Genomic DNA, 25828 nt, shown 5'->3' with positions numbered 1-25828 from the left:
GGCTCACGCAGCGCGACCTTGGGGCCGACGACGGCACAGTTCCCACCGTCACCGGGTCGCACCGACCCGGACCAGCCGAAACGCCCGGAGGAAGATCATCGTGCGTACCCCGCTCACCGTTGCCGCCGTCGCCGCCACCGGCCTCCTGCTCGTCGGCGGGGGCACCGCCCTCGCATTCGGGGCGGGCGGTGCCCCCGACGAGCTCGCCGTCGTCCCGACCGGCGCCGCGATCGCGCGCACCGCCGACCTGCTGCCCCCGGAGCTCCCCCGCACCGACGCCACCGCGCCGACGACCGCCGCTCCTGCGCCCGCCGCGCCCGCGGTCGACCGCGCCGCCGCCGAGCGTGCCGCCCTGTCCGCCGCGGGCGGGGGCCGTGTCACGAAGGTCGAGTTCGACAGCGACGACCGGGACGACCGGGACGACCGGGACGACGACGGCGACACCGGCGACGACGACCGGGACCACTGGGAGGTCGAGGTCCTGAACGGCACCATCGAGCACGACATCGACATCGACGCCGCCACCGGCCAGGTCCTCGACCACGACCGTGACGACCAGGCCGACGACCACCGCGACGACGACTGACCCGGCCGCACCCGGCGCGAGACCGCCGTCCCGACCGCGCCGCCGGCCGGGGTGGCGGCGTCCGACGGCCGGGCCGGTCAGTCCCGGCCCGCGCTCCCGTCGGCCGCGGCCAGCACGGTCGCCCGCAGCAGCTCCCGCTCCCCGGACGGGGCGGCGGCGTCGAGCAGCTCGTCGAGGGTGTGGCACAGCGTGTAGTAGCCGCTGAGGAACGACACGGTCCAGCCGTCGCCGAACGCGCGCACGTCCACGCCCCGCACCACGTCGTTCACCGCCCGGGCCGCGGCCCGCCGCCGGGGCAGCCCCACCAGACGCACGGCGTCCGGGTCCGGCGCGGGCGGCGGGCGCGGCGCACGCGGGCGGCCCAGCCACGGGTTCGGCGCGCTCACCGACCCTCCACGAGCGACGAGTACGACGGCCGGTCCGGCGCCGCCTCCGCCGCGAGCAGGGCGTGCGCCACGGCCCGCGCCGTCACCTCCGCCGCGGCCGCCTGCAACGCGAACACCCCGGTCGCGTCCGGCGCGGACCGCGTTCCCGTGGCCAGCGCGAACGCGCAGTCGCCGTCGCGGATCGTGTGCACCGGGGAGATCGACCGGGCCAGGCCGTCGTGCGCCATCGTGGCCAGCCGGGTGCAGCCGACCTTGTCCAGGGCGGCGTCGGTGCCGACGACGACCAACGTCGTCGCCGTCCCCAGCGGGTTCACGTGCCCCGCGTACAGCTCCGCGAGCCGCTCCGGCGGGGCGAGGGCCGGAGCCACCCCGACGGTGAACTCGCCGGGAAGACCGTGCCGGGCTCCGTACACCGCACCGGTGGTCGGGTCCGCGGCCGCACCGCCCGAGTTGAGCACGACCAGGGCCGCGACCGTCGTCCCGGCGGCGGAGCCCTCGGTCAGCACCGCCGACGCCGAGCCGACGCCGCCGCGCAGCCCGCCGGACACCGCGCCGGTGCCCGCCCCGACCGCGCCCTGGACGACCGGCCCGGCGTGCGCGTCGTCGTAGGCGGACGCGCCGGTGTCGGCGGTCGGGCGGACGCGGGCGTCGCCACCGCGGCCGAGGTCGAACACCACCGCGGCCGGCACGATCGGCACGACGGCGCCGGGCACGGGGAAGCCCTCGCCGTCGCGCTCCAGCCGGGCCATCACCCCGGAGGCCGCGTCGAGACCGAACGCGCTGCCCCCGGACAGGGTGACGGCGTGCACCCGCTGGACCGTCGCGACCGGGTCGAGCAGGTCGGTCTCCCGGGTGCCTGGCGCGGCGCCGCGCACGTCGACCCCGGCGACGGCGCCGCCCGGCGGGGCCAGCACCACCGTCGTCCCGCTGCGGGCGCCCGGCCCGCTCACCGCCGCGTGCCCGACCCGGAGGCCCTCGACGTCGGTCAGCCCGTTCCGCTCACCCGCTCGCACCGCACCATCCTGCCCCGCAACGCCACGGGCCGGCACCGCGGAACGCGGTACCGGCCCGGCGCGACGTGGGAGGACTCAGCCCTTCGAGTCGCCGCGCAGGCGCTTGACCAGCACGAACAGCAGCACGAGCGCACCGATGCCGCCCAGCACGGGCGCGAGGCGCTTGAGCACCGGGGCACCCGCCGAGTCGAGCAGGTCGATGGCCTCGACCGGGCTGCTCTGCGGCTGGTAGGTGCGCTTCACCGGCGTGGGAGCGGCCTGCTCACCCGGAGCCGGCGGAACCGCCGGGATCGGGCTGGTCTCATCGGCCGCGTGCTTCGGGCCGGCACCGTTGGACGACGCCCCGCCGGGCCCGGTCAGCTTGTCCGCGACGCAGCTCGAGAACTGGCCGATGATCTTGTCGGCGACGTCGGAGATGACACCCCGGCCGAACTGCGCCGGACGACCGGTGACGGTCATGTCGGTGACCATCGTGACCGAGGTCTTGTCCGGGCCGTCGGCGACCATCGTGCCGGTCACGATGGCCTTGGCCGTGCCGTTGCCGCGGGCGTCGCGGCCGGACGCGTCGATGACGACCTTGTGGTTGGCGTCGTCCCGCTCGATGTAGGTGCCCTTGCCCTTGTAGGTGAGCGAGATCGGGCCGAGCTTGACCTTGACGGTGCCCTGGAACGAGTCGCCCTCGTACTCGGTGAGGGTCGCCCCGGGGAAGCACGGCGCGATGAGCTCCGGGTCGTTGAGCGCCTTCCAGGCGTCCTCGATCGGCGCGGCGATCGTGAACTTGTTCTCCAGCTGCATGTGTCTTCCAAGCCTCCTCGAACGAACACCGGCGCCGGTCCGGGAACCCCGGAACCGGCGCCGGCGTCGGCGTGCTTCTGGTTCGTCAGCCGGCGGCGGCCAGCACCGCACGACCGGTGAGCACCTTCGCCAGGTGCTCACGGTAGTCGGCGGCGGCGTCGGCGTCACTCGGAGCGGAGGTGCCCTCCAGGGCGTGCTCCGCCGCGGCCTTCGCGACGTCCGGACCGGCGGACCTGCCCACCAGGGCCTGCTCCACACCGGTCGCCCGGATGGGTGTGCTGCCCATGTTGGTGAGTCCGACGCGGGCCTCGGTGATGGTCCCGCCGTCCACCTTGAGCGCGACGGCGACGGCCACCATCGACCACGCCTGGGCGACCCGGTTGAACTTCTCGTAGTGGCTCTTCCAGCCGGTGTACTTCGGGAACCGGATCATGGTGAGGATCTCGCCCTCGCCGATGGCGGTCGTGAAGTAGTCCTGGAAGAAGTCCTTCGCCGTGACCAGGCGGGTCCCGCCGGAACCGAGGATGACGAACTCGGCGTCCAGGGCCAGCGCGGCCGCACCGAGGTCACCGGCCGGGTCGGCGTGCGCGAGCGCACCGCCCAGCGTGCCGCGGTGGCGGACCTGCGGGTCCGCGACGGTCTCGGTGGCCCGGGCGATCAGCTCGACGTGGGTGTTCACCAGGTCGTTGCGCATGACCTCGTGGTGGGTGGCCATCGCGCCGACCATGACGTACTGGTCGTCCTCGCCGACCCGCTTGAGCTCGGGGATGCCCCCGAGGTCGATGATCGTGCTCGGCGCGGCCATCCGCAGACGCAGCACCGGCAGCAGGCTCTGGCCGCCCGCGAGGATCTTGGCGTCCTCACCGGCCGACTGCAGGGCCGTCACGGCCTCCTCGACCGAGGAGGGCCGGACGTAGTCGAACTTCGCCGGGATCACTGGACCTCTCCCTTGGGGTTGTTCGGGTCGATGGAGCCGAGGCCGGCGCCGGGGGCGTGGACGTCGCTCGGGGTCTCCTGCGGGTTCCTCCCCTTGGCGACCTGCAGGGCGCGCCACACGCGCTGCGAGGTGGTCGGCATCTCGATCTCGTCGACGCCGAGGTGGCGCACCGCGTCCAGCACACCGTTGAGGACGGCCGGGGTCGAGGCGATGGTGCCCGCCTCGCCGACGCCCTTCACACCGAGCGGGTTGGACGTCGCCGGGGTGGAGACCGTCTCGGTGGTGAAGCTCGGCAGGTCCGCCGCGGACGGGATCGTGTAGTCGACGAACGTGGCGTTGACCAGGGTGCCCTGGTCGTCGTAGTTCGCCTCCTCGAACAGGGCCTGCGCGATGCCCTGGGCGAGACCGCCGTGCACCTGCCCCTCGACGATCAGCGGGTTGATGACGTTGCCGATGTCGTCGACGCAGACGTACTTGCGCAGCGTGACCCGGCCGGTGTCGGTGTCGACCTCGATGGCGGCCAGGTGCGTGCCGTGTGGGTAGGAGAAGTTCTCCGGGTCGAACACGGCGTCGGAGTCCAGCGACGGCTCCATGCCCTCCGGGTAGTCGTGCGCCATGAACGCGGCGAACGCGATCTCCTGGATGGCCTTGCCCTTGTCGGTGCCCTTGACCGTGAACTGGCCGTTCGCGAACTCCAGGTCGTCCTCGGAGGCCTCGAGCAGGTGCGCGGCGATCTTCTTCGCCTTCTCGACGACCTTGTCCGCGGCGTTGACGATCGCGACACCGCCGACGACCAGCGAGCGCGAGCCGTAGGTGTCGAGGCCCTTCGGCGCCACCTGGGTGTCGCCGTGCAGGATCTCGACGTCATCGAACGCGACGCCCAGCTTGTCCGCGACGATCTGCGAGAACGCGGTCTCGTGGCCCTGGCCGTGGGCGGAGGCACCGGTGGTGACCTCGACCTTGCCGGTGGCGAGCATCCGGATGCTCGCGGCCTCCCAGCCGCCGGCGCCGTAGTCCAGCGAGCCGAGCACCCGGGACGGGGCGAGACCGCACATCTCGGTGAAGGTCGAGATGCCGATGCCCAGCTGGACCGGGTCGTTGTTCTTCCGGCGCTCCTCCTGCTCACGGCGCAGACCGGCGTAGTCGAACAGCTCCATCGCGCGCTGGGTGGCCTGCTCGTAGTTGCCGGTGTCGTAGGTCAGGCCCACGACCGTCGTGAACGGGAACTCCTCGTGTTTGATCCAGTTCTGCTCGCGCAGCTCCATCGGGTCGCGGCCGAGCTCGACGGCCAGCTCGTCGAGCATGCGCTCGACGGCGAAGGTCGCCTCGGGACGGCCGGCACCGCGGTAGGCGTCGGTCAGCGTCTTGTTGGTGAAGACGTTGGAGCAGGTGAACTTCAGCGCGGGGATCTTGTAGATGGCGTTGAACATGAACGCGCCGAGGATCGGCACACCCGGCCCGACCAGGCCCAGGTAGGCGCCCATGTCGGCGTAGAGGTGGACGTCGAACCCGGTGATGGTGCCGTCCTTCTTGGCGGTCATCACGAGGTCCTGGATCTGGTCCCGGGCGTGGTGCGCGGTGAGCATGCACTCGCTGCGGGTCTCGGTCCACTTGACCGGCTTGCCCAGCTTCTGCGCCAGCAGGACGCAGAGCATCTCCTCGGGCAGCACACCGATCTTGCCGCCGAAACCGCCGCCCACGTCGGGGGCGATGACGCGCAGCTTGGACTCCGGCACCCCGAGGGTCACCGTGGTCATGGTGCGCAGGATGTGCGGCACCTGGGTCGCGGCCCAGATCGTCAGCTGCTCGCCGGTCGGGTCCACAACGCAGGAGCGGGGCTCCATGAACGCGGGGATCAGGCGCTGCTGACGGAAGCGGCGACGGACGACGACCGAGTCGCTGTCGGCCTCGGCGACCTTGACGGCCTCGGCCACGTCGGCACCGGTGCCGACCGCGGCGGAGTCGAACACCCAGGTCGCGGAGACGTTGGTGCCGAGGTCCGGGTGGACCAGCTCGGCGCCGTCCTGCGCGGCGGCCTCCATGTCGAGGACCGGCTCGAGCGGCTCGTAGTCGACCTCGACGAGCTCGGCGGCGTCGCGCGCGGCGGCGGCCGACCGGGCGACGACGACGGCGACGCCCTCACCGGAGAAGTTGACGCGGCCGACGGCGAGCACCGGGCGCTGCGGGGCCTTCTGATCCGGGGTGATCGGCCACGCGCAGGGCATGCCGACCTCCTCCGCACCGAGGTCGGCCGCGGTGTAGACGCCGAACACACCCGGGGCCTTCTCGGCCTCGGACTTGTCGATCGAGGTGATGGTCGCCCGCGCGATCGTCGACCGGACGACGGCGATGTGGACGGTGCCCGGCGGGGTGATGGAGTCGGTGTAGCGGGACCGGCCGGTGATGAGGCGCTGGTCCTCCTTGCGGACCCGGGCCTTGCCGATCTCGCCGGTCGTGGTGGGTTCGGCGGTCGTCGTCACGTCAGTTACCTCCCGCGACCGGGGCGGCCTGGCCGGAGGGCGCAGCGGCGACTCCGGGCTTCATGTTCTTCGCCGCGGTCTGCACGGCGCGCACGATGTTCTGGTAGCCCGTGCAGCGACAGAGGTTGCCCTCGATACCCTCGCGGACCTCCTGCTCGGACGGGTCGGGGTTGTCCCCGAGCAGGTCGACCGCAGCCATGATCATTCCCGGCGTGCAGTACCCGCACTGCAGGCCGTGGCACTCGCGGAAGGCCTCCTGCACCGGGTGCAGCTGACCGTCGCGGGCGAGGCCCTCGATGGTGGTGACCTCGGCGCCGTCGGCCTGGACCGCGAGCACCGAACAGGACTTCACACTCTGTCCGTTGAGATGAACCGTGCAGGCACCGCAGTTGCTGGTGTCGCAGCCGATCAGCGTCCCCGTCTTGCCCAGCGTCTCCCTCAAGTACTGCGCGAGCAACATGCGGGGCTCGACGTCGTCGGCGTAGTTCACGCCGTCGACGGTGACCCGGACCTCTGTCATGAACTCTCACTCCTCGTACGCGACCACGCACGCCCGATTGCGCGGAGGTCTGACCGGGGACTCCGTCCGAGGAGCGCCGTTCGCCGTCGCCTGACTCGCGACCACGCCGGCGCGCCCGGAAAGTTGCCGCACGTCTCGTGTGGCGGCGCCCACATCACACTCCCGATCTTCCTGGGGTGCAAGGAGCCCGGAGCGGGTGGAGCGGAGGTCGGATGGCGTGTCGCCGACGTCACGGCGACAGCCTGTCGTGCGCAACCGCAGGCGCGGAGAGCGCAGGCGAGAGCCGCCCGCAGAAACGGATCCGTGACGCAACACGAATCACCCGTTCAGACCAGCCCGGACGGAGTGGTTCCACGTCGCAGGTCAGGAAAGCCTAACCTGCGTCAGCGTCGGGCGGCAGGGCCGGCCGGACGCAGCGGGGCGGCGGTCCGGTGCTCGACCGCCCCCCACCACAGACCCGCCCCGTAGGCGAGGTCGTCGAGCCGGTGCGCCAGCAGGTGCAGCAGCGGTCCGGTGCGGATCCGCGGGTCACGGTCGCGGTGACGCCACCAGTCGGCCAGCCCCTCCGCCAGCGCCGCCACGACGACCGCGCGGCGGGCCCGGCGCGACACCAGGCAGCCGAGGGCGGCGACCGGCCAGAAGTGCCGCGTCAGCGCCGACGCCGTCTGCCACAGCGCCCCGGACAGGCCGAGCGCGGTGAGCAGCGCCGCACCGCGCCGCGGCCGCGCGAGCCGGGGCAGCGCGCGGGACAGCCGTTCGGTCGCGACGCCGGTGACGACGGCGGCGAGCGCCGTCGCCCCCCGTCGCTGGAGGAGCAGGAGCAGGCAGACCGCCGCCGTCCACGGCGAGAGGATCACCGGCGGGACCGCGCCGGGGTGCCTGCGCGCCAGCGGCGCCGCCCCGGTGCCGTAGAACGCCTTGCGCCGCAACCACTCCCCGGGGTGCGTGCGGTGGTCGTGGGCGACGCGGGAGACGGGCTCGAAGCGCATGGCCCAGCCGGCGTCGTGCAGGCGCAGGACGAGGTCGACGTCCTCGGCGACGTGCATCCGCGGGTCGAACGCGACCGGGCCGACCGCCGACACCCGGACGAGCATCGCCGCGCTCGGCACGTAGGCGACCCGCGACCGCGGCACGACCGGCGCCGGGTCGGGGCCCAGGTCCAGCGACGACCGCACCGCCTCGTAGCGCCCCACAGCCCCGCGCAGCCCACCGCCCCGCTCCGGGTCCAACGCCACGATCCGCGGTGCGACGAGGCCGACCGCGGGGTCGGCGAGGTGGGCGAGCAGCGGGGGGAGCCAGCCGGGTTCGGGGACGACGTCGGAGTCGAGGAACACCACGTACGGGGTGGTCGCGGCAGCCAGACCGGCGTTGCGGGCGGCTGCCGGACCGCGCGGGGTGGCGTGCCGCAGGACGGTCCCTCCGGCCCGCTCGACGGCGCGGCGCAGCGGTGCCGGGGCGGCGGACCCGTCGTCGACGACGATCGGGCCAGCCACCCCGGTCCCGGCCAGCGCGGCGAGGAGCCGGTCCAGCGGGCGGTCCTTCACCGGGACGACGACGGTGACCTCGGCCGGGGTGACCCCGGCCGGTGCGGCGGGGAGGGGGTGGGCGAGCCCGGCGTCGAGCAGGGTGCGGGCCAGGGACCGCTCGGTGGGGCCGGTGACGACCAGCGGGCGCCCGGGGGCGGGCAGCAGCGCGCGGGCCCGCGCGGACAGGTGCACCAGCCGGGGCGGGGCGCCGCCGAGCAGGGCCGTCCCACCGTCGAGCCGTCGGGTGCGCCGGTCGAGCACGACCCGGAAGCCGTCCGGGAGCCTGCGGTCCGCCGGGCCGGCCGGTTCCCCGGTGGACGGGCGGTCGGGGTCGGTCCGGGCGACGGTCACCTGCGGGAGCCTTCCATCCCCGGCCCGGGCCGGTCGACACCCGCACCTGCCCGATCGGCGTGGTCCGCCCGGGCCCGGCCGGGGCAGACTCCCGGGCATGTCCGAGGTCCTCCCCCGCTACGGCTCGGCGACGCTGGCCGACGTCCTGCCCGCCCTGACGCACGCGATCGGCGCCCCGCTCGACGAGCGGCCGCCCGCGTTCGCGCTGCCGCAGGCCGGGGCGGCGGTGCTGCTGCTGGTCGACGGCCTCGGCCACGAGCTGCTGCACGCCCACGCCGATGACGCGCCGGTGCTGGCCGGACTCGCCGATGCCGGGCCCCTGACCGTCGGCTTCCCCTCGACGACGCCGATCAGCCTGACCTCGCTCGGCACCGGGCTGCCCCCGGGCGCGCACGGCACCCTGGGCCTGCGGTTCCGCGTCGACGGGGAGCTGCTCGACGCGCTGGGCTGGTCCTCGGGTCGCCGGGACCTGCGGACGACGCTCGTCCCGGAGCGGGTGCAGCCGGAGCCGACGGTGCTGGAGCGCGCCGCGGCGGCTGGCGTCGCGGTGCGGTCGGTGTCACCGCTGGAGTTCCGGACGTCCGGGCTGACCCGGTCCGGGCTGCGCGGCGGCGAGTACCGCGGGGTCGCCGCGCTGGGCGACCTGGCCGTCGAGATCCTCGCCGGCGTCGAGGGGCCGGGGCCCCGGCTGGTCTACGGCTACCACGCCGACCTCGACAAGGTCGGCCACCTGTACGGCCCGGGGACGCCGGCGTGGCGCTGGCAGCTGCGCCAGGTCGACGCGCTGCTCGGGATGCTCCTGGCCGAGCTGCCTGCGGGCACGCTGCTGGCCGTCACCGGCGACCACGGCATGGTCACCGTCGACCGGACCGTCGACGCCGACACGACCCCGGCGCTGACCGACGGCGTGGCGCTGCTCGGCGGGGACCCGCGCGCCCGGCACGTCTACACCGCACCCGGTGCGACGGCCGATGTGCTCGCCGCCTGGCGGGCCGTGCTCGGCGACGACGCGTCCGTCGTCACCCGGGAGGAGGCGGTGGCCCGGGGCTGGTTCGGCCCGGTCGCCGACCGGATCGGCGACATCGTCGTCGCGATGCACGGGACGGCCGCGGTGGTCCGGACCGAGGCCGAGCCGTTCCTGTCGACGTTCCCCGGCCAGCACGGCTCGTTCACCACCGCCGAGCAGCTCGTGCCCCTGCTCTCCCACGCGAGCTGAGCGGCACCGCGCTCACTCGCCCGCGCGCACCGCCGGTTCCCAGTCCCGCTCGACGACCCGCACCAGCCCCCGGTCGGTGATCTTCACCTGCGGCGAGACCGGCAGGGTCATGGTCGTTAGGCTCATGAACGGATTGGCGTGGTCCCAGCCCCAGGCACGCACCGCGGAGCGGATCTCCCGGGCCGCCGCGGCGACCTCGTCCGCGGGGAGGTCGGACATGACGCCCCCGATCGGCAGCTTCAGCTCCACCGGCGCGGAGTCCTCTCGCACCAGGGCGATCCCGCCGCCGGCCGCACGCACCCGGCCGGCGGCCTCGGCGAGTGCCCCGGCGGACGTGGCGACGACGGTGAGGTTGTGACTGTCGTGTGCGTAGGTCGTCGCGAAGGCTCCGGGCGTGGGGGCGAACCCCAGCACCGGTGCAGTCTGCCGCGACGCGGCCCCGGTGTGCCGTTCGACCACCGTCACCACTGCGCAGCGGCCCTCCCACTCGACGACACCGTCGCGCACCGGCAGGACGATCTCGTCCGGCTCGGTGTAGGTGTCGACCGGGTTGACCCGCAACGCGCGGAACGGGTACTCGCCGTCGGGCAGGTCGGTCCGCCACCGTCCGTCCGGGGCCTCGGGCAGCCGGACCGTCCCGCCGAACGGGTGCGACGGCGTCGGGCGCGGGGTGGGCTCACCGACCGGCACACCACCGCACACCACGTGCTCGGGGACGAAGGAGGTCAGGTCGCGCAGCACGATGAGGTCCGCCCGCCGGCCGGGGGCGACGACGCCGCGGTCGTCGAGGCCGAGCCGGCGTGCCGGGTGCAGGGTCAGCGCGCGCAGAGCCGCCAGGGCCGGGAGCCCGCAGTCCAGGGCGACGCCCGCCAGGTGGTCGAGATGCCCGTGGTCGACCGCCGCGTCTGGGGCGACGTCGTCGCTGACCAGGCAGAAGTCCGGCAGAACCGGTAGCGCGAGCAACGCCTCGACGAGCTCGGGCCGCAGGCACTTCTCCTGCAGCATCATGACCATCCCGAGCCGGGCCTTCTCCACGGTGACCTCGGGCGAGTTCTTCGTGTGGTCGGAGTCGACGCCCGCCCACAGGTACTCGTTCAGGTCTGCCCCGCTGATGTGCGGGCAGTGACCGTCCAGGCGCACCCCGGCCCGGCGCGCCGCGTCGATGATCGCCAGGGTCCGTGGGTCCCCGCCGATCACGGCCCGGTAGTCCATGACCTCGCCGAGCGTCGTGACGCCGCCCCAGCCGAGCATCTCGGCGATGTCGTCGGCGTCGAGGTCGGCCCCGGCGGTCTCGAACCCGTGCAGCGACGGCACGCAGGACGGCACCGCCCACCGGATGTCCTGTCGCAGGCCACGGCCCTGCTCGACCATCCAGGCCATGCCCTCGCGACCGGCGACGTTGACGATCTCGTGCGGGTCGGCCAGCACGGTCGTCGTGCCCCGGTGCAGGGTGAGCGCCTCGAACTCGGCCGGCGGCACCAGCGAGCTCTCCACGTGCATGTGCGCGTCGATGTAGCCGGGCACGACGAGCCGCCCGGTCACGTCCAGCTCTTCGGCGGCGGTCAGCTCCGCCCGGTCCGGGGCGAGCACGGCTCGGATCCGGTCCCCCTCTACCAGCACGTCCGCGCGGAACGTCTCGCCGGTGTGGACGGAGACGACGGATCCGCCGCGCAGCAGCAGTGTTCCGGTGATCGCACGCGTCATCGGGCGTCCTCCAGGACGGCGAGCAGGCGGTGACGGACGGGGTCCGGGTCGAGGTCCAGGGCGAGCTCGACCGTGGCGGGCCGCCCGGTGCGGCCGTACACGTCGGTCACCAGCGCCCCCCGGGTGAGCTCGCCGACGCACTCGACGTCGACGGGGTGGCGCCGCCAGCAGAACCGTTCCGGATCGAGCAGCGCGACGACGGCCGTCGCGTCGTGCACCCGGCACTCGCGGACCCCGTGCCGGCGGGTCACGTCGAGTGGCACCAGCCGGACGGGCAGACCGCTGGTGAGCACCACCCGGGTCGCCTCCGGGTCGCAGTAGGTGTTGAACTCCGCGGCGGGGGTGACGTTGCCCGGGGCGAACGCGGCGCCTCCCATGTGGACGACGCCGGCGAGCATGCCTGCCGCCTCGGGGTCGCGCTCGAGGAGCCGGGCCACGTTCGTCAGCGGTCCGAGCGCGAGCAGCACGAGCTCGCCCGGGTGCGTCCGGGCCACGCGGGCGATCAGGTCGACCGCGGCCGTCCCGTCGGCACGGCCGTCCGGGCCGTGGCCCCCGGTAGCGGGCGTGCCGGCTACCAAGCGGGTGCCCGGCGGCAGGACGACCCCGCCGAGGGCGCCCGGGCCGTGCACCGGCTCGTCGGGCACCCGGGGGCCACCGGCGAGCGGCCCGGCCGCCCCCATCGCGACCGGCAGGTCCGCCGGTGCACCGGCCAGGTCCAGCACGGCGGTGGCGTTGGCCGTCACCTGCTCGATCCCTGCGTTGCCCGCCACCGTCGTCACCCCGGCCACCCGCAGTGCGGAGGAGCCCAGAGCCAGGAGCAGCGCAATCGCGTCGTCGACCCCGGGATCGGTGTCGATCACGACCGGGAGCGGCGGTGTCGGCTCCGGCACTAGCCCGACACCTCGCGGGCGAACCGGTCGATCCACGCGCCGCGGTTCGCGCCGACGAAGTCGAGGTCCAGCGGGACGTAGCCGGCTGCACCCGGGTCGGTCGCGGCGCCGCCGGCCACCTCGGTCATGATCGGCGGGACGGTCGCGGCCCGGTTCACCGGCTTGTCGGAGAACGCCGTGGCGGTGCGGGTCTGCACCTCCGGCGACAGCAGGTAGTTCACGAACCGCTGCGCGCCGTCGGTGTTCGCGGCCCCCTCGACGATCTCCGCCTTGTTGTAGGACAGCACTCGTCCCCGGTCGAACGGGGCCCAGGCGACCGGCCGGCCGGCCTCGACGGCGTCGTAGGCGAACAGGTCCAGGCCCGGCGCGGCGACGACCTCGCCCCGCTCGAGCAGGCTGAGCAGCTCGGTGGTGCTCGAGTAGAACTGCAGCACGTTCGGCTTGAGCTCGGCCAGCTTCGCGAACGCGGTGTCGACGTCCTGCGGCCCACTGCCGAAGGTCTCTGCGACCGCGATGAGAAACGGGATCCCCGCCGTCGCCGAGATGTCGGGGACCGCGATCCGGCCCGCCAGCTCCGGGTCCCAGAGCGACGCGACCGTCGGCGGCCCGTCCGGGAAGGCGTCGGTCGAGTAGAGGACGCCCGGTAGCGTGAAGGTGTACGGGATCCCCTGGCCCGGGGCGTCCCGGGCGAACTCGACGGTGTCAGCGCGGTTCGGCACCGACCCCGGGTCGATGTCGGTGAACAGCCCCTCCCGCTCCCCGTCGGCGGCGAACAGGTCGGAGATCAGCACGACGTCGACGTCCGGGCGGGCCCGGTCGACCAGCAGCCGGTTGTACCGGTCGGAGTTCGAGCCCGGGTCGAAGGTGACCTGGATGCCGGTCTCCTCCTCGAACGGGGCGACGACGGTCTTCTCGAACTCCTCCGCCCCGAAGCTGAACCCGGACACGACGAGCTCGTCGGAACCCCCGCCCGAGCCGCCGGGTCCGCCGCAGCCGGCGAGCAACACCGCCGTCACGGCCGCGAAGACCCACACGGCGTTCCTCTTCATGACGGGCCTGGCCATCACAGGACCTCCTCGGGGTCGGCTTCCAGACTCACGATCGCGGACACCGGCAGCTCCACCCGGACCCGGTCACCGGGGGCCGGTTCGGGCATGCCGGTGACGCCCTGCACCTCGGCCTCGCCCCCGTCCGTCGGGACGACGGCGGTGGCGGTGCTGTAGGTCCCGCGGTAGGTCGACGAGCGCATCGTCCCGTCGAGGACGACGACGTCGCGGGCGTCGCCGGGGGCCGCGTCGGCGGCCCCGCCATCGGGGTGCACCCGCACGTGCTCGGGCCGGATCGCGACGCGACCGCGCCCGGGGAGGTCGAGGACGTTGCGGTAGCCGAGGAACTCGGCTACGAACCGGGTGCGGGGCCGCTCGAAGACCTCCCGTGGCGTGCCCTCCTGCGCGACCCGGCCGCGGTCCAGCAGCACGATGCGGTCGGCGACGGCCAGCGCCTCCTCCTGGTCGTGCGTGACCAGCACGGTGGTCAGGCCGGTCTCGCGCTGCACCCTGGCGAGCTCGTCGCGAAGCTGCACCCGCAGCCGCGCGTCGAGGTTGGACAGCGGCTCGTCGAGCAGCAGCACGTCCGGACGCACGACGACGGCGCGGGCGAGCGCGACCCGCTGCTGCTGGCCACCGGACAGCTCGGCCGGGCGGCGCCCGCCGAGGTGCGCGAGTCCGACCAGGTCCAGCGCCTCGTGCACCCGCCGGTCCCGTTCGACGCGGCCGACCTTGCGCATCCGCAGCCCGAACGCGACGTTCTCCGCCACGCTCAGGTGCGGGAACAGCGCGTAGGACTGGAAGACCATGCCGATGTTGCGACGGCGGACCGGCATCCGGGTGGCGTCCGTACCGTTGATCGTCACCCGACCCGCGGTGGGCTCCAGGTAGCCGGCGATCATGCGCAGCAGAGTGGTCTTGCCACAGCCGCTGGGTCCGAGCAGCGCCAGGAACTCGCCCCGTCGCACCGACAGGTCGAGGTCGTCCACGACCGGGCCCGCTCCGAAGTCGCGACTGACGCCGGACAGTCCCACCACGTCGTCGTCGGTGGCAGTCGGGGGACGCACCGGGGCGGGGGTCGTCATGAGGAACTCCGTCCGAAGACCTTCTGGAATCCGACCAGCCGTTCGGTCACCAGCGCGACGGCCACCGCGAACACCAGCAACAGGGTGCTGGCGGCCGCGACCATCGGGGTGAAGGACGTCTGGACGTAGGACAGCATCGCCACCGGCAGCGTCTCCACGCGTCGGGAGGTGAGCATCAGCGACAGCGGCACGTTGTTGAACGAGGTGAGCACCGACAGGATCGACGCGGCCACCACACCGGGGGCGATCACCGGGAGGGTGATCCGGAAGAACGTGGTCAGCGGGCCCGCACCGAGCCCGGTCGCGGCCTCCTCGAGCGCCGGGTCGGCGGCGAGCAGCGACGCGCCGGTCACGCGCACCGTGTAGGGCAGCAGGAGCACCGCGTGCCCGACGACCAGCGCGGACAACGTGTCGATCCCGGCCTGCACGACGAAGAACTGGAACAGCGCGAAGCTGAGGACCAGTTCGGGCACGATCAGCGGCGACAGGAACAGCGTCTGCAGCAGGGTGCGCCCGCGCGGCGAGCGCCGGTGGATCGCGTAGGTGGCCGGGACGCCGACGACGAGCGCGAGCACCGTCGCGAACACCGCGACGACCAGGCTCGTGCCGAGCGCCGAGCGGAACGGCTCGTAGGACACCGCCTCGGTGAACCATCGCAGCGACAGCCCTTCCGGCGGGAAGGCCAGCGCCGTCCCGGCCATGACCGCGATGCCGACGACGACGACGATCGGGAACAGCAGGAAGAACACGGCGACCGCGGCGAGCACGGTCAGCACGGGACGACGGGTCACCGGCGGTCCCCGATCGCCGGGACCCGGGCGAGCACCAGCGTCACGACCAGCAGGATCGCGGTCATGATGATGGCGACCGCGCTGGCGGCACTCCAGTTCACCGAGGTGTTCGCCTCCTGGTAGAGCAGGGTGGCCAGGGTCCGGTTGCGGGTGCCGCCCAGCAGCGACGGCGTGGTGAACGCGGTGACCGAGCCGGCGAACACGAGGATCGCGCCGACGGCCGTCCCGGGCAGGGCGAGCGGGAACACCACCCGGGTGAACACCGCCGCGTTGCCGGCTCCCATGCCGCGGGCGGCGTCCTCGAGGGCCGGGTCGACCGAGGCCAGCGAGCTGTAGGCGGTGAGGATCAGCAGCGGCATGAACAGCTGGGTGAGGCCGAGCACCATCGCGGTCTCGGTGTAGAGCAGCTGGACAGGTCCCGACGCCAGCCCGATGCCCTGCAGGGCACGGCTGACCAGCCCCTCCCCGCCGAGCAGCACGATCCAGGCGAAGGTCCGCACGACGGTGGCCAGCAGCAGGGGGAACGTGACCGCGAGCAGCAGCAGCGCCCGCCACCGCGGCGCGACCCGACTGATCAGCCACGCCACCGGGAACCCGAACAGCACGCTGGCCAGGGTCGCGAGCCCGGCCACCCGGGCGGTGCGGGCCACGATCTCGATCACGTAGGGATCGGTCACCGCCGCGAGCAACGCGCCGGGTACGTCCGGGTCGGGGTCGGCGGCCGTGGCCAGCAGCATCGTCGCGTACGGATAGCCGAAGCCCACGACGAGCAGCACCACCGCGGGCAGCACCAACGCCGCGGTCGCCAGTCGTCGCATCGGGTCTCCGTTCGCTCACCAACTGCAACCGGTTGCAGCGGACGCTACAGTTGGCCGTGGGAGAGCCGCAATCCGATCCATCCCGGATTCATCAGGACGAAACACACCGCGGCACGAGAGGAACGACGCGTGATCAGGCTCGAGGATGTCGCCCGTGCGGCCGGCGTCTCGAAGTCCACTGCCTCCCGCGCGCTCAGCCGGCCCGATCTCGTCGCCGCGGGCACCCGCGAACGCGTCCAGCGCCTCGCCACGGAGATGGGGCTCAGCCTCAACCCGGCGGCACGGGCCCTGTTCACCGGGCGTACCGGGACCATCGCGATGGTCGTCCCGTCGCTCACCAACCCCTACTTCGGCCCGATCCTGGCCGGGGCGCAGCGAGAGCTGTCCACGGCCGGCGGCCACTCGTTGATCTCCTCGGCCGTCGACGGCGACCAGGAGATCGAGCTGGCGGGCGGACTCCTCGGGCACGCCGACGGTGTACTGCTGGTCGCACCCCGCGCCCCCGAGGACGGGTTGCGCGAGCTCGCGTCCCGGATCCCGCTCGCCGTGATCGACCGACCCGTCCGTGGACTGCCCGCGTTCCTCGCCGACACCCCACGCGGGGTCGGCCGGCTGAGCGAGCACCTGCTCGGGCTCGGACACCGGCGCATCGGCTACGTCGGCGGCCCGCACGGCTCGTCGCTGGACCGGCTGCGGGTAGCCGCCGCGACCCGCCGGGTACGGACGGTCGGCGGGCGGCTCGACGTGGTCGGCTCGGAGAGCCCTGATCTGGACACCGGCCTCCGCCTGGCCGCCCGGTGGCCGTTTACCGACGAGGTCACCGCGGTCGTGGCCTACTCGAGCTACATCGCGCTCGGGCTGCTGATCGGGCTGCGCGAGCAGGGTGTCGACGTCCCGGGCCGGATGAGCGTCGCAGCGGTCGACCACCTGGCCGCGGTCGGGGGCGACGACGGCTCGGACCCGCTGTTGACCGCGCTCCGGGTGCCGCTGGAGGAGCTCGGCCGGGCCGCTGCGGCCGCACTGGCCGCGGTGCCGCACGCCCCGCCCGGCGTCACCCGGATCGGCACGGACCTCGTGCCCGGCCGCAGTACCGGCCCGCCCCACTGAGCACCGGTCGCCGGGTGGTGTGCGGAGCGCCGGCGCCGTCTCACCGGGCGGCGTGACCCCGCGCTACACCCGCGGCGGGCGGAGACGCCCGGTGCCGGGGTCGGGGTCCCAGGCGGCGACCGCCGCCGACGCCGTCGCCGTGATCGCCGCGAACAGCCGCAGCCCCTCCTCTGCCGACGCCCCGGCCGGGTCGCCGAGCACGCCGTTCGGGCTGACCGCGGCGACCCCCTCGGCCCGCAGCTCCGCGATGACCTCGCGCAGCGGCCGGGTGTCGCCCATCTCGGCGCGGTCGGCGCGGACCGTCCCGGGATGCAGGTGGGTGAGCAGCGAGGTCTCGTAGCGCCCGGCGTGGGCGTCCAGCGGTACACCGGGGACGTCGGCGACGCAGGACAGCCAGCCGACGTCGCGGCCCTCGTGGCGCAGCAGGGTCACCGCGGACCGCAACGCCGCGACGTTGCCGCCGTGCCCGTTGAGCAGCACCAGCCTCGACGCCCACCGGCACGCCGAGCGGCCGTACTCGACGAGCACGGTGCGCAGTGCGTCCTCCCCGATCGACACGGTGCCGGGGAAGCCCTCGTGCTCGCCGGCGGCGCCGTAGGGCAGCGCGGGGGCGAGGACCAGTCCCGGGTCGGCGTCGTGCAGCGCCGCGGCGACCGCCGAGGCGACGGCGGTGTCGGTGCCCAGCGGCAGGTGCGGGCCGTGCTGCTCGGTGGAGCCGACCGGCACGAGCAGTGTGTACGCCGCGGCCGGGTCGAGGTCGGGCCAGGTGAGATCCGCGAGCAGCACGGTCCCAGCCTGCCCGGTCGGGTCCCGGTCCGGTGCGGCGCGGTTCACCCACGGGGACGACGACGCCACCCGGCAGCACGAAGGCCGCTCGGCCGGCGCGCCGGGGCGGTGGTCACGGCACGACAGCAGGGACTGGGGCCGAACGCAGGTCGAGCAGCGTCCCCTCGCGGATCGCGGCGTCGAACCGGCGCGGGGCCAGGGCGTCGCCGATGCGGTGCACCGGCCACGGTCCGTCGGCCAGTGCGGTCGAGAGGCGGGTGGCGGGCACGGCGGCCGTCGCGGCGACGACGGCGCCGACCTCGCGGCGCTCGGCGCGACCGGTCGGGTGGTGCAGCAGCTCCACGGTGCAGCCCGGCCCCCCTGCGCTCTGCTCACCCCCGCGCAGCACCCCGAGAACGGCCCGGTCGGTGCTGCAGCGGATCCCGGCGGCGTGCGCGCGGCGGCGGAACCCCTCGCGGTCCAGGGTGAGTCCGAGGTCCTGCCCGACGACCAGCGCCGGGGTGACGATCTCGACGGCGTGCCCGCGGGCGGCGAGCAGCTCGGCGACCGAGGTGGCCTGGTGGAACCCGAGCTCGTCGACGACGAGCACCGGGCCCGCGGGCAGGCACACCCCGGCCAGTACATCGTCCACGGCGACGGTCAGCCGCTCGGGGTCCCACGGCGGGGTGGCGGGCACCGACCCGGTGGCGACGACGACCGCAGCGGGGTCCAGCTCGTCGACGAGACCGCGGTCGACGGTCGTGCCGTACCGGACCTCGACCCCGGCCGCATGCACCTCGCGCAGCAGGTCGGCGACGACATGGCCGAGCTCGGCCCGCCCGGGCGCGCTCGCCGCGAGGGCGAGCCGCCCACCGGGGGTGCCCGCGCGTTCGGCGAGCAGCACCCGTTGCCCACGCCCGGCGAGGGAGGCAGCCGCGGCGAGCCCGGCGGGCCCGGCCCCGACGACGAGCACCCGCCCCCGTCCGGGGTCGGCGGACCGGGCGAGCGGGACGAGCCGCTCGCGTCCCGCGGCCGGGTTGACCGCGCAGCCCAGCGGCAGGTTCAGCCCGACCCGGCCGATGCAGTCCTGGTTGCACCCGACGCAGCGGCGCACCGGGCGCCCGGTGAGGGCCTTGGTCGCGAAGCCGGGGTCGGCGATCTGCCCGCGGGCGACGCCGACGAGGTCGCACTCGCCGCGCGCGAGGGCCGCGGCGGCCTGCTCGGGTGTGGTGAACCGGCCGACCCCGATCACCGGGAGGCCCGACCCGGCGGCCCGGACGGTGCGGCGCAGGCTCGCGGCGAGGTGCCCGGCGTAGCCCGGCGGGGTGTGCATGGAGGGCTCGATGAGGTGCAGCGTCGAGGTGGCGACCCCGATCGAGGTGTTGAGGTGGTCGACCTGCCCTGTCGCGGAGAGCCGGCGGGCGAGGTCGGCTCCGTCGGCAGGGGTGATGCCGCCCTCGATGCGCTCGTCGACGCCGATCCGCAGACCCAGCACCGGGTCCGGGCCGATCGCGGCGCGGACGGCGGCGAGGACGTCGAGCACCAGCTTCGCCCGGTCGCGACCCCAGGCGTCGGTGCGGTGGTTGGTGGCCGGGGAGAGGAACAGCCGCAGCAGCGAGGCGTGCGAGCACTGGAGCTCGACGCCGTCGAACCCGCCGGCGACGCAGCGCGCGGCGACGTCGGCGAACGCGGCGACGATCTCCCCGATCCCGGCGGTGTCGAGCTCGGCGGGGACCTCCCGGAACATCGGGTCGGGCAGCGCCGACGGCCCGACGACGGCCGCACGCGAGTACATCCCCGACCCTTGCGCACCGTTGTGGTTGAGCTGGGCGAGCACGAGCGCGCCGTGGGCGTGCACCGCGTCGGTGAGGGCGCGGTAGCCGGGCAGCACGGCCGGGTCGTGACCGCGGATCAGCCGCTCGTACGGCCGGTCGGACGGGTGGACGGCGTGCTCCTCGGTGATCACCAGTCCGGCGCCGCCCGCGGCTCGGGCCGCGTAGTAGGCGGTGTGCCGGTCGGTCGGCATGCCGCCCTCGGCGAAGCCGGTGAGGTGGGCGGTGAAGACGATCCGGTTGCGCAGCGTGGTGCGGCCGAGGCGCAGGGGATCGCCGAGCCGGGGCCGCGGGAGCTCCCCGTCCGCGGACTCCGGCGGCGTGGCCCCGGCGGGCCCGGGAAGCGGTGCCCCGACTCCGCCGGTCCCTGTGAGCGCTGACTCCGGGAGCTCCGACCCCGGGGACACGGGCTCTCGGGACACGGGCTCTGGGGACACGGGCTCTGGGGACACGGTCGGCGGGGACCCGAGCTGCGAGGACGCAGGCTGCGGGAGCGCGGGGGCCGGGGACGCGTCGGCCGGGAGCGGTGACACGGTCCTACCGGCCCCGGTCGTGTCACGTGCCCCGGCGCGGGCCGTGCCGCCCGCCGGCGCGTCCGCCTCCACCTCCACCTCCGCCTCCACGAGAGCGAACGCGGACCGCCGCCCCTCCCGCACCGCCTCGGCGAGCGTCCGCGGCGCGACCCGGTCCCCCGCGAGGTGACAGCCGGGCAGCGCCGGGAGCGCGTCCTGCGGCAGCCGCGGTCCGCAGTCGACGACAGCCGCGCACGGCACGGTCGTCACGGCTGCGGTGTGGACGTCCACCAGCTCCGCGACGCCGCCGCGCACCGCTCCCGGCCGGGTGAACAGCGCCCGCCGGACACCGGCCCGTTCCAGCCGCGCATTCGCCGCGGCCATGTCCCCGCAGCGGCCGAGCTGGTGCCCGGCGACGGCGTCCGGGGTGGACAGCACCACCCGGTACCCGGCCCCGGCGAGCAGCTCCGCGACCCCCGGCCCGGTCCAGTCCCCGAGCGGGTCGACGACGAGCACCGGCGCGTTCCGCGGAACGCGCGCGGAGGCGAGCACCGCGACGACACCCGCTGACCGCGCCACCCCCGCGCAGAGCTCCGCCGCGGCGAGCACCGGGACGTCCGCGTCGACCACCGGTGGCGACGACCGGGACCCGGTCGCGAGCACCACCGCCACACCCCGCTCCCGGGCGGCGGCGAGCGTCGCGGCGTCCACCTCGGACCCCAGCCGGACGTCGACGCCGAGCCGGTCGAGCTCCGCGGCCCACCACGGCGCCGCGAGCGCGAGCCGGTCCCGGCCGGGCAGCACCGCCGCCGCGGGCAGCAGGCCGCCGAGCCGGTCGGCGCGCTCGTGCAGCGTGACCGGATGTCCGCGCAGTGCCACCGTCCGGGCCGCTTCGAGCCCCGCGGGCCCTCCCCCGACGATGAGCACCGCCCGCCGGGGTGCCGTGCCGCGTTCCGCGGAACGCGGATCACCGCCCGCGACCGTGTCCCCGCGATGTTCCCCCGGGGCATCCGGACCCCGTTCCGCGGAACGCTCCGGTAGCCCGGTGCCCCCTTCCGAACCGCGTTCCGCGGAACGCGCCCGAGGACCGGCGACACCCTCAGGAGCGCGTTCCGAGGAACGCGGCGGGACCGTGTGCGGCTCCGGGTCCGGGTCGGTCCGTTCGTGCCCCGACCGGGGCTCCAGCTCGTCGCCGACCACCGGGTTGCGCGGGTCACGGGCCGCAGCGAGGGAGTTGGTGAGCAGGCACTGCCGGATGCGCTCCGGTGTCCCGGCCCGGGCCAGCGCGACGAGCCGCGGGTCCGCGATCTGCGATCTCGTCATCTCGATAATATCGGCGTCGCCGCTGGTCAGCGCCTCCTCAGCGAGGGCTGGGGTGGCGACGCTGCCGGCCAGGACGACCGTCGTCGCCCCGGCGACGGCGCGCCGCAGCCCGCCGCACCGGTCCCGGAGGAACGCCTCGGGCGTGTGCAGGTCCGGCCGGGTCGCGGCGACCGACAACGCGCTCCCGACGACCGGGACGAGCAGGTCCACCCGCTCGACGACGGCCCGGGCGAGGGCGAGGCCGTCGTCACCGGTGACACCGGCCCAGGGTGCGAGCTCGTCCACGCACAGCCGCACCGCCAGCAGGGGGTCCGGTCCGATCGCGGCCCGCACGGCGTCGAGGACCTCGCGCAGCAGCAGGGCACGGTCGCGGCCGTACGCGTCGTCGCGGTGGTTGGTCAGGCCGGAGCAGAACTGGCGAAGCAGCGAGTGCTGTCCGGCGGAGATCTCCACACCGTCCACACCGCTGTCCGCAGCCGCGCGGGCCGCATCGGCGAAGCCGCGGACCATCGCGTCGATCTCCGCGGCCCCCATCGCGACCGGGACCTCGCGGGACGCGACGTCGGGGACCGGCGACGGCGCCCACAGCGGGTGCCCGGAGTGCGCGGAGCTGCCCTGCCCACCGGCGTGCGCGAGCCCGGCGAGCACGAGCGTCCCGTACGGCCGGCACGCCGCGACGACCGTCGCCCACCCGGCAGCGGCGGGCACCCGCGCGCCGTCCCGGTCGCCGAGATGCAGCTCAGCGGGCCCGAAAGATCCACGACTCCCGCTGAGCTGCATCTCGACGCACGCCGCCGCGGCAGAGCCGGGCCGTGCAGCAGGGCCGGGCCGTGCAGCAGGGCCCTGCGGCGCGGCGGCAGGGAAAGCGGCGGGGGCGTAGGCGTAGGGATGGTCCGAGGCGTGCACCGACGCCGGCTCGGTCACGACGATCCCGGCGCCCCCCGCGGCCCGGGCGGCGTAGTAGGCGACGTGCCGGTCGGTGATCTCCCGGGCCGCGTTCCCGAGGTTGGTCTCGTGCGGCCCGAACAGCACACGCGAGGGGGCCCGCCGACCACGCAGGTCGACGGGCCCCGTCAGCAGCAGGTCCGTGGTCAGCGGGTCGCTACCGGCTGCGCCGCGGGCACGGCGTCCGGCGCGAACCCGGCGAGCGGGTTCTCGTCGCACGCCCGGTCCGGCCGGCGCGGTGGCGGGGCGAGCGAGAGCATCGTCGGTTGCTTCGGCGCGCGGGAGTTGCGCGGCGCGGAGCGCGAGTGGTCCACGTCGGACCTCGGGATCACCGCGTCGGAGGAGCGCGCGGCCAGCATCGCCTCGCCGTAGCCCTGCACGCACTCCGGGTCCGGACCGTCGAGCGGCAGACCGGTGAAGAACTTCGCGGCCATGCACCCGCCCTGGCAGGTGTCGTAGTGCGAGCACGACGCACACGCCCCGCCGGTCTGCGGCCGGCGCAGCTCGGTGAACAGCTCGGAGTGCTCCCAGACCTCCTTGAAGCCGCCCTCGTCGCGGACGTTGCCCGCCAGGAAGTTCTCGTGGATCGCGAACGGGCAGGCATAGACGTCGCCCACCGGGTCGATCAAGCAGACCACGCGGCCCGCGCCGCACAGATTCAGCCCGGGCAGGGCCTCGCCGTAGGCCGACAGGTGGAAGAACGAGTCACCGGTCAGGACCTGGTCGCCGTTCGCGACCAGCCAGTCGTAGAGCTGCTTCTGCTGGGCCTGGGTCGGGTGCAGCTCGTCCCAGACGTCGGCACCGCGGCCGGACGGGCGGAGCCGGGTGATCCGCAGCTGGGCGCCGTACTTGTCGGCGATGGCCTTGAACTCGTCGAGCTGGTCGACGTTCTCCCGGGTCATCACGACCGAGATCTTGGGGTGCTTGAAGCCCGCCTCGGCGAGGTTCTCCAGCGCGGTGATCGCGGTGTCGAACGAGCCGGGGCCCCGCACGTAGTCGTTGACCTCGGCCGTCGCGCCGTCCATAGAGATCTGGATGTCGACGTAGTCTGTCGCGGCGAGCTGCGCGGCACGGGCCTTGTCGAGCTTGACGCCGTTGGTGGAGAACTTGACGCCGACGTCGTGGGCGATGGCGTAGTCCAGCAGCTCCCAGAAGTCCGGGCGCACGGTCGGCTCGCCGCCACCGATGTTGATGTAGAAGACCTGCATGCGCTGCAGCTCGTCGATGACGGCCTTGGCCTCGGCGGTGCTCAGCTCGCGCGGGTCGCGCCGCCCCGAGCTGGACAGGCAGTGCACGCACGCGAGATTGCACGCGTAGGTGAGCTCCCAGGTCAGGCAGATGGGCGAGTTCAGGCCGTACTGGAAGTGGTCGACCAGCTTCACGGGCACCTCACTGTGGTGGTCGCGGGGGCGGGCGGGACTAGCGAGCGACGATCGTGCGGGACTTCAGCAGTCCGGCGAGGGCACGCAGGTAGGCGTCGTGCTGCGCCTCGGGGACGTCGGCGGCCACGACGGCCGACCGGGCGTCCGGCTGGTTCTCCAGGTCGCGTACGACCGAGACCAGCTGGGGCGTCTTGAGGAAGGACAGCTTGCGGGTCACGAAGTCGTACACCAGGGCGCCGAAGGGCTCCGGACGCAGCGAGACACTCTCGCTGAGCCGGTACGGTGCCGCGGGGTCGAACGCCCCCGCGGCACCGTCCGGAACCGTGGTGTCGAGAGGCTTAGTAGACACCGCACATGCCGTCGATGGAGACCTCCTCGACGAGGGTCTCCTCGGTCAGGGCGTCCTCGTTCTGGTGCTCACTCATGCGCAACCTCCGCTGGATCCGACTCTCGGCGAGAGAGGTGGTGAACCGCCCCGCCGGCCGGCGGTGGCAGCGGATCGGACGCTATTGGCACCCGGTGCCGGAAATCAATACTCGACGTCCACGCCCGTCCGTTCGGACGGGAGGGCACGCTGTCCCGATGACACTCGGGACGGTCCTGCTGCACCTGTGCACCCCCGGTGAGTGGCGGGGGTGGCTCGACACCGGCGCGGTGGCACCGGCCTCGCTCGACGAGGCCGGCTTCGTGCACCTGTCGACGCCCGAGCAGGTGGCGCTCCCCGCGCAGCGCCTGTTCGCCGGCCGGACCGACCTGGTCCTGCTGGTTCTGGACCCGGCCCGGATCGACGCGGCCGGGATCGAGGTCCGGTGGCAGCCGGGGGTGCCGACCGACCCGGCGTCGATGCGCTTCCCGCACGCCTACGGCCCGGTGCCCGCCTCGGCGGTGCTCGCCGTCGCGCCCTACCGGCCGGGCCCCGGCGGTTTCGCCGACCCCGACGTGCCCGGGCCGACCGCGGCGACCCGGGCGATGGGGTTCGAGGCGTCGATGCTGCGCCGCGGCGCGGACGAGGAGGAGCCGGTCGTCGGTGGTGTCGCCGTGCGGACCCTGACGTTCCCGGCGTCACGGATGCACAACCAGCTACTGGTCGACCGGCCGGACCTCACCGGCCGGGACGCCCTGCGTGCCGAGGCCGACCGGACGCTGGCCGCGCACGGCCTGCACCCGGGGGCGCTGCTGTGGGGAGCGGTCGCGGCCGAGCTCGCCGGCGCGCTGCGCGCGGCGGGCTGGTCGGTCGGGGCGCACGAGGCGATGACCGCGCCGGTCCGGGCCGGTGCACCGGCGTCCGGCGGCACGGGCGGGACCGCCGACGAGCTCGACCACGAGGCGGTCCGGGACTTCCGGCTCGCCTCGCGGGCCCGCGGCCTGCCCGGCGCGACACCCGACGCGCTCGCCCAGCTGGTGGACCGCGACCTCGGCGACGACCGCCGGCTCGCCCTGCACCGGCTGGCCGTCCGGTCGGCCGGGCGGGTCGTCGCCGCGCTGACACTGCGCCGGGACGGAGCGACCGCGTGGCTGGACGGGCTCGAGACCGACCCCGCCCACCGCGGCCGGGGACACGGCCGGGCGCTGCTGGCCGCGGCGCACCGGCTGGCCGCCGACCACGGGTGCGACCTCCTCGCCCTCGGCGCCGACCCCGGCGACCGGCCGCACGACTGGTACCTGCGCAGCGGGTTCACCGTCGTCGGCACCCACTACGAGGGGCGGGCCTGACCCTGCCCGGTCCACGTCGTCACCGACACCAGCGACGTGCAGAACCCGAGGACCTGGGTCGGGTTCGACGACGCCGTCGTCACCACGCCGGCGCTGGACGACCCG

General features: G+C 74.6%; 22 protein-coding genes. 4 read left to right on the top strand and 18 right to left on the bottom strand.

From position 1 onward, the window contains the following. Nucleotides 1-100: 100 nt before the first annotated feature. Nucleotides 101-586, top strand: a complete 486-nt coding sequence (locus XF36_RS00165) for a PepSY domain-containing protein (RefSeq protein WP_060710401.1) — start codon at nt 101-103, stop codon at nt 584-586. A 77-nt stretch (nt 587-663) separates the two neighbouring features. Here the strand turns inward: XF36_RS00165 and XF36_RS31100 are convergent, their stop codons facing one another. From XF36_RS31100 to mftF, 7 genes are all read right to left on the bottom strand, one after another. Continuing rightward, nucleotides 664-972, bottom strand: a complete 309-nt coding sequence (locus XF36_RS31100; protein WP_060710400.1) for a hypothetical protein — start codon at nt 970-972, stop codon at nt 664-666. Then, a complete protein-coding gene (locus XF36_RS00155; RefSeq protein WP_060710399.1) occupies nt 969-1985 on the bottom strand; it encodes a P1 family peptidase in 1017 nt (338 codons plus the stop codon). The genes XF36_RS31100 and XF36_RS00155 overlap by 4 nt, the downstream gene beginning before the upstream one ends. Nucleotides 1986-2060: 75 nt before the next feature. Further along, the gene (locus XF36_RS00150) at nt 2061-2780 is read right to left on the bottom strand and encodes an SRPBCC family protein (RefSeq protein WP_020626513.1); all 720 of its coding nucleotides are present in this window, start codon (nt 2778-2780) and stop codon (nt 2061-2063) included. Between the two features lie 85 nt (nt 2781-2865). Beyond that, nucleotides 2866-3717: an FAD binding domain-containing protein gene (locus tag XF36_RS00145; protein WP_060710398.1), complete on the bottom strand. Its 852-nt coding sequence runs from the start codon at nt 3715-3717 to the stop codon at nt 2866-2868. Continuing rightward, entirely contained in the window at nt 3714-6197 is a 2484-nt protein-coding gene (locus XF36_RS00140) for a xanthine dehydrogenase family protein molybdopterin-binding subunit (RefSeq protein ID WP_060710397.1), read from the bottom strand. Before XF36_RS00140 ends, XF36_RS00145 begins: the two co-directional genes overlap by 4 nt. Nucleotide 6198: 1 nt before the next feature. After that, complete coding sequence (locus tag XF36_RS00135; RefSeq protein WP_020626510.1) at nt 6199-6717, bottom strand: (2Fe-2S)-binding protein; 519 nt, start codon at nt 6715-6717, stop codon at nt 6199-6201. Nucleotides 6718-7100: 383 nt separating this feature from the next. Then, the gene (gene mftF, locus XF36_RS00130) at nt 7101-8594 is read right to left on the bottom strand and encodes a mycofactocin biosynthesis glycosyltransferase MftF (RefSeq protein ID WP_060710396.1); all 1494 of its coding nucleotides are present in this window, start codon (nt 8592-8594) and stop codon (nt 7101-7103) included. 97 nt (nt 8595-8691) lie between these two features. Here mftF and XF36_RS00125 point away from each other — a divergent pair, with 97 nt between their 5' ends. Beyond that, entirely contained in the window at nt 8692-9810 is a 1119-nt protein-coding gene (locus XF36_RS00125) for an alkaline phosphatase family protein (RefSeq protein ID WP_060710395.1), read from the top strand. Nucleotides 9811-9822: 12 nt separating this feature from the next. Here XF36_RS00125 and XF36_RS00120 read toward each other — a convergent pair whose 3' ends face one another. The 6 genes from XF36_RS00120 to XF36_RS00095 are packed head-to-tail and all read right to left on the bottom strand — an operon-like array spanning nt 9823 to nt 16144. Continuing rightward, nucleotides 9823-11514: an adenine deaminase C-terminal domain-containing protein gene (locus tag XF36_RS00120; protein WP_060710394.1), complete on the bottom strand. Its 1692-nt coding sequence runs from the start codon at nt 11512-11514 to the stop codon at nt 9823-9825. Next, the gene (locus XF36_RS00115) at nt 11511-12374 is read right to left on the bottom strand and encodes a nucleoside hydrolase (RefSeq protein ID WP_082375715.1); all 864 of its coding nucleotides are present in this window, start codon (nt 12372-12374) and stop codon (nt 11511-11513) included. Before XF36_RS00115 ends, XF36_RS00120 begins: the two co-directional genes overlap by 4 nt. Before the next feature lie 29 nt (nt 12375-12403). Next, entirely contained in the window at nt 12404-13468 is a 1065-nt protein-coding gene (locus XF36_RS00110) for an ABC transporter substrate-binding protein (protein WP_064485352.1), read from the bottom strand. Then, nucleotides 13468-14535, bottom strand: a complete 1068-nt coding sequence (locus XF36_RS00105) for an ABC transporter ATP-binding protein (protein ID WP_060710391.1) — start codon at nt 14533-14535, stop codon at nt 13468-13470. Before XF36_RS00105 ends, XF36_RS00110 begins: the two co-directional genes overlap by 1 nt. Beyond that, on the bottom strand, nt 14532-15326 hold the full coding sequence (locus XF36_RS00100; RefSeq protein ID WP_060710390.1) for an ABC transporter permease: 795 nt from the start codon (nt 15324-15326) through the stop codon (nt 14532-14534). The genes XF36_RS00105 and XF36_RS00100 overlap by 4 nt, the downstream gene beginning before the upstream one ends. Then, the gene (locus XF36_RS00095; RefSeq protein WP_060710389.1) at nt 15323-16144 is read right to left on the bottom strand and encodes an ABC transporter permease; all 822 of its coding nucleotides are present in this window, start codon (nt 16142-16144) and stop codon (nt 15323-15325) included. Before XF36_RS00095 ends, XF36_RS00100 begins: the two co-directional genes overlap by 4 nt. A 129-nt stretch (nt 16145-16273) precedes the next feature. Between XF36_RS00095 and XF36_RS00090 the strand changes: the two genes are divergently transcribed. Continuing rightward, nucleotides 16274-17251, top strand: a complete 978-nt coding sequence (locus tag XF36_RS00090) for a LacI family DNA-binding transcriptional regulator (protein WP_060710388.1) — start codon at nt 16274-16276, stop codon at nt 17249-17251. Nucleotides 17252-17314: 63 nt separating this feature from the next. Here the strand turns inward: XF36_RS00090 and mftE are convergent, their stop codons facing one another. The 5 genes from mftE to mftA all read right to left on the bottom strand — a co-directional run bounded on the left by mftE (nt 17315) and on the right by mftA (nt 24435). Beyond that, nucleotides 17315-18037, bottom strand: coding sequence for a mycofactocin biosynthesis peptidyl-dipeptidase MftE (gene mftE / locus XF36_RS00085; protein WP_060714301.1), 723 nt, complete (start codon nt 18035-18037; stop codon nt 17315-17317). A gap of 112 nt (nt 18038-18149) precedes the next feature. Next, nucleotides 18150-22715, bottom strand: a complete 4566-nt coding sequence (locus tag XF36_RS33540) for a mycofactocin system FadH/OYE family oxidoreductase 2 (protein WP_238589052.1) — start codon at nt 22713-22715, stop codon at nt 18150-18152. Nucleotides 22716-22774: 59 nt separating this feature from the next. After that, complete coding sequence (gene mftC, locus XF36_RS00075) at nt 22775-24010, bottom strand: mycofactocin radical SAM maturase (protein WP_060710387.1); 1236 nt, start codon at nt 24008-24010, stop codon at nt 22775-22777. 37 nt (nt 24011-24047) lie between these two features. After that, entirely contained in the window at nt 24048-24359 is a 312-nt protein-coding gene (gene mftB / locus XF36_RS00070) for a mycofactocin biosynthesis chaperone MftB (protein ID WP_043280690.1), read from the bottom strand. Continuing rightward, nucleotides 24349-24435 carry a mycofactocin precursor MftA gene (gene mftA / locus XF36_RS00065; protein WP_060710386.1) on the bottom strand — a complete coding sequence of 29 codons (87 nt, stop codon included), beginning with the start codon at nt 24433-24435 and terminating at the stop codon, nt 24349-24351. The genes mftB and mftA overlap by 11 nt, the downstream gene beginning before the upstream one ends. Before the next feature lie 157 nt (nt 24436-24592). Between mftA and XF36_RS29395 the strand changes: the two genes are divergently transcribed. Further along, complete coding sequence (locus XF36_RS29395; RefSeq protein ID WP_064485351.1) at nt 24593-25723, top strand: GNAT family N-acetyltransferase; 1131 nt, start codon at nt 24593-24595, stop codon at nt 25721-25723. Nucleotides 25724-25828 lie beyond the last annotated feature (105 nt).

Origin of the sequence: Pseudonocardia sp. HH130629-09 (genome assembly GCF_001294645.1) — a bacterium.
Classification (GTDB): Bacteria; Actinomycetota; Actinomycetes; order Mycobacteriales; family Pseudonocardiaceae; genus Pseudonocardia.
This window is presented reverse-complemented; position numbering and strand designations above follow the sequence as displayed.

Excerpts from the sequence above, each read along its gene's own strand:
- XF36_RS00150 (WP_020626513.1), bottom strand. The coding sequence starts at position 2,780 with ATGCAGCTGGAGAACAAGTTCACGATCGCCGCGCCGATCGAGGACGCC.
- XF36_RS00135 (WP_020626510.1), bottom strand. The coding sequence starts at position 6,717 with ATGACAGAGGTCCGGGTCACCGTCGACGGCGTGAACTACGCCGACGAC.
- XF36_RS00125 (WP_060710395.1), top strand. The coding sequence starts at position 8,692 with ATGTCCGAGGTCCTCCCCCGCTACGGCTCGGCGACGCTGGCCGACGTC.
- XF36_RS00120 (WP_060710394.1), bottom strand. The coding sequence starts at position 11,514 with ATGACGCGTGCGATCACCGGAACACTGCTGCTGCGCGGCGGATCCGTC.
- XF36_RS00110 (WP_064485352.1), bottom strand. The coding sequence starts at position 13,468 with ATGGCCAGGCCCGTCATGAAGAGGAACGCCGTGTGGGTCTTCGCGGCC.
- XF36_RS00105 (WP_060710391.1), bottom strand. The coding sequence starts at position 14,535 with ATGACGACCCCCGCCCCGGTGCGTCCCCCGACTGCCACCGACGACGAC.
- XF36_RS00095 (WP_060710389.1), bottom strand. The coding sequence starts at position 16,144 with ATGCGACGACTGGCGACCGCGGCGTTGGTGCTGCCCGCGGTGGTGCTG.
- mftA (WP_060710386.1), bottom strand. The coding sequence starts at position 24,435 with ATGAGTGAGCACCAGAACGAGGACGCCCTGACCGAGGAGACCCTCGTC.
- XF36_RS29395 (WP_064485351.1), top strand. The coding sequence starts at position 24,593 with ATGACACTCGGGACGGTCCTGCTGCACCTGTGCACCCCCGGTGAGTGG.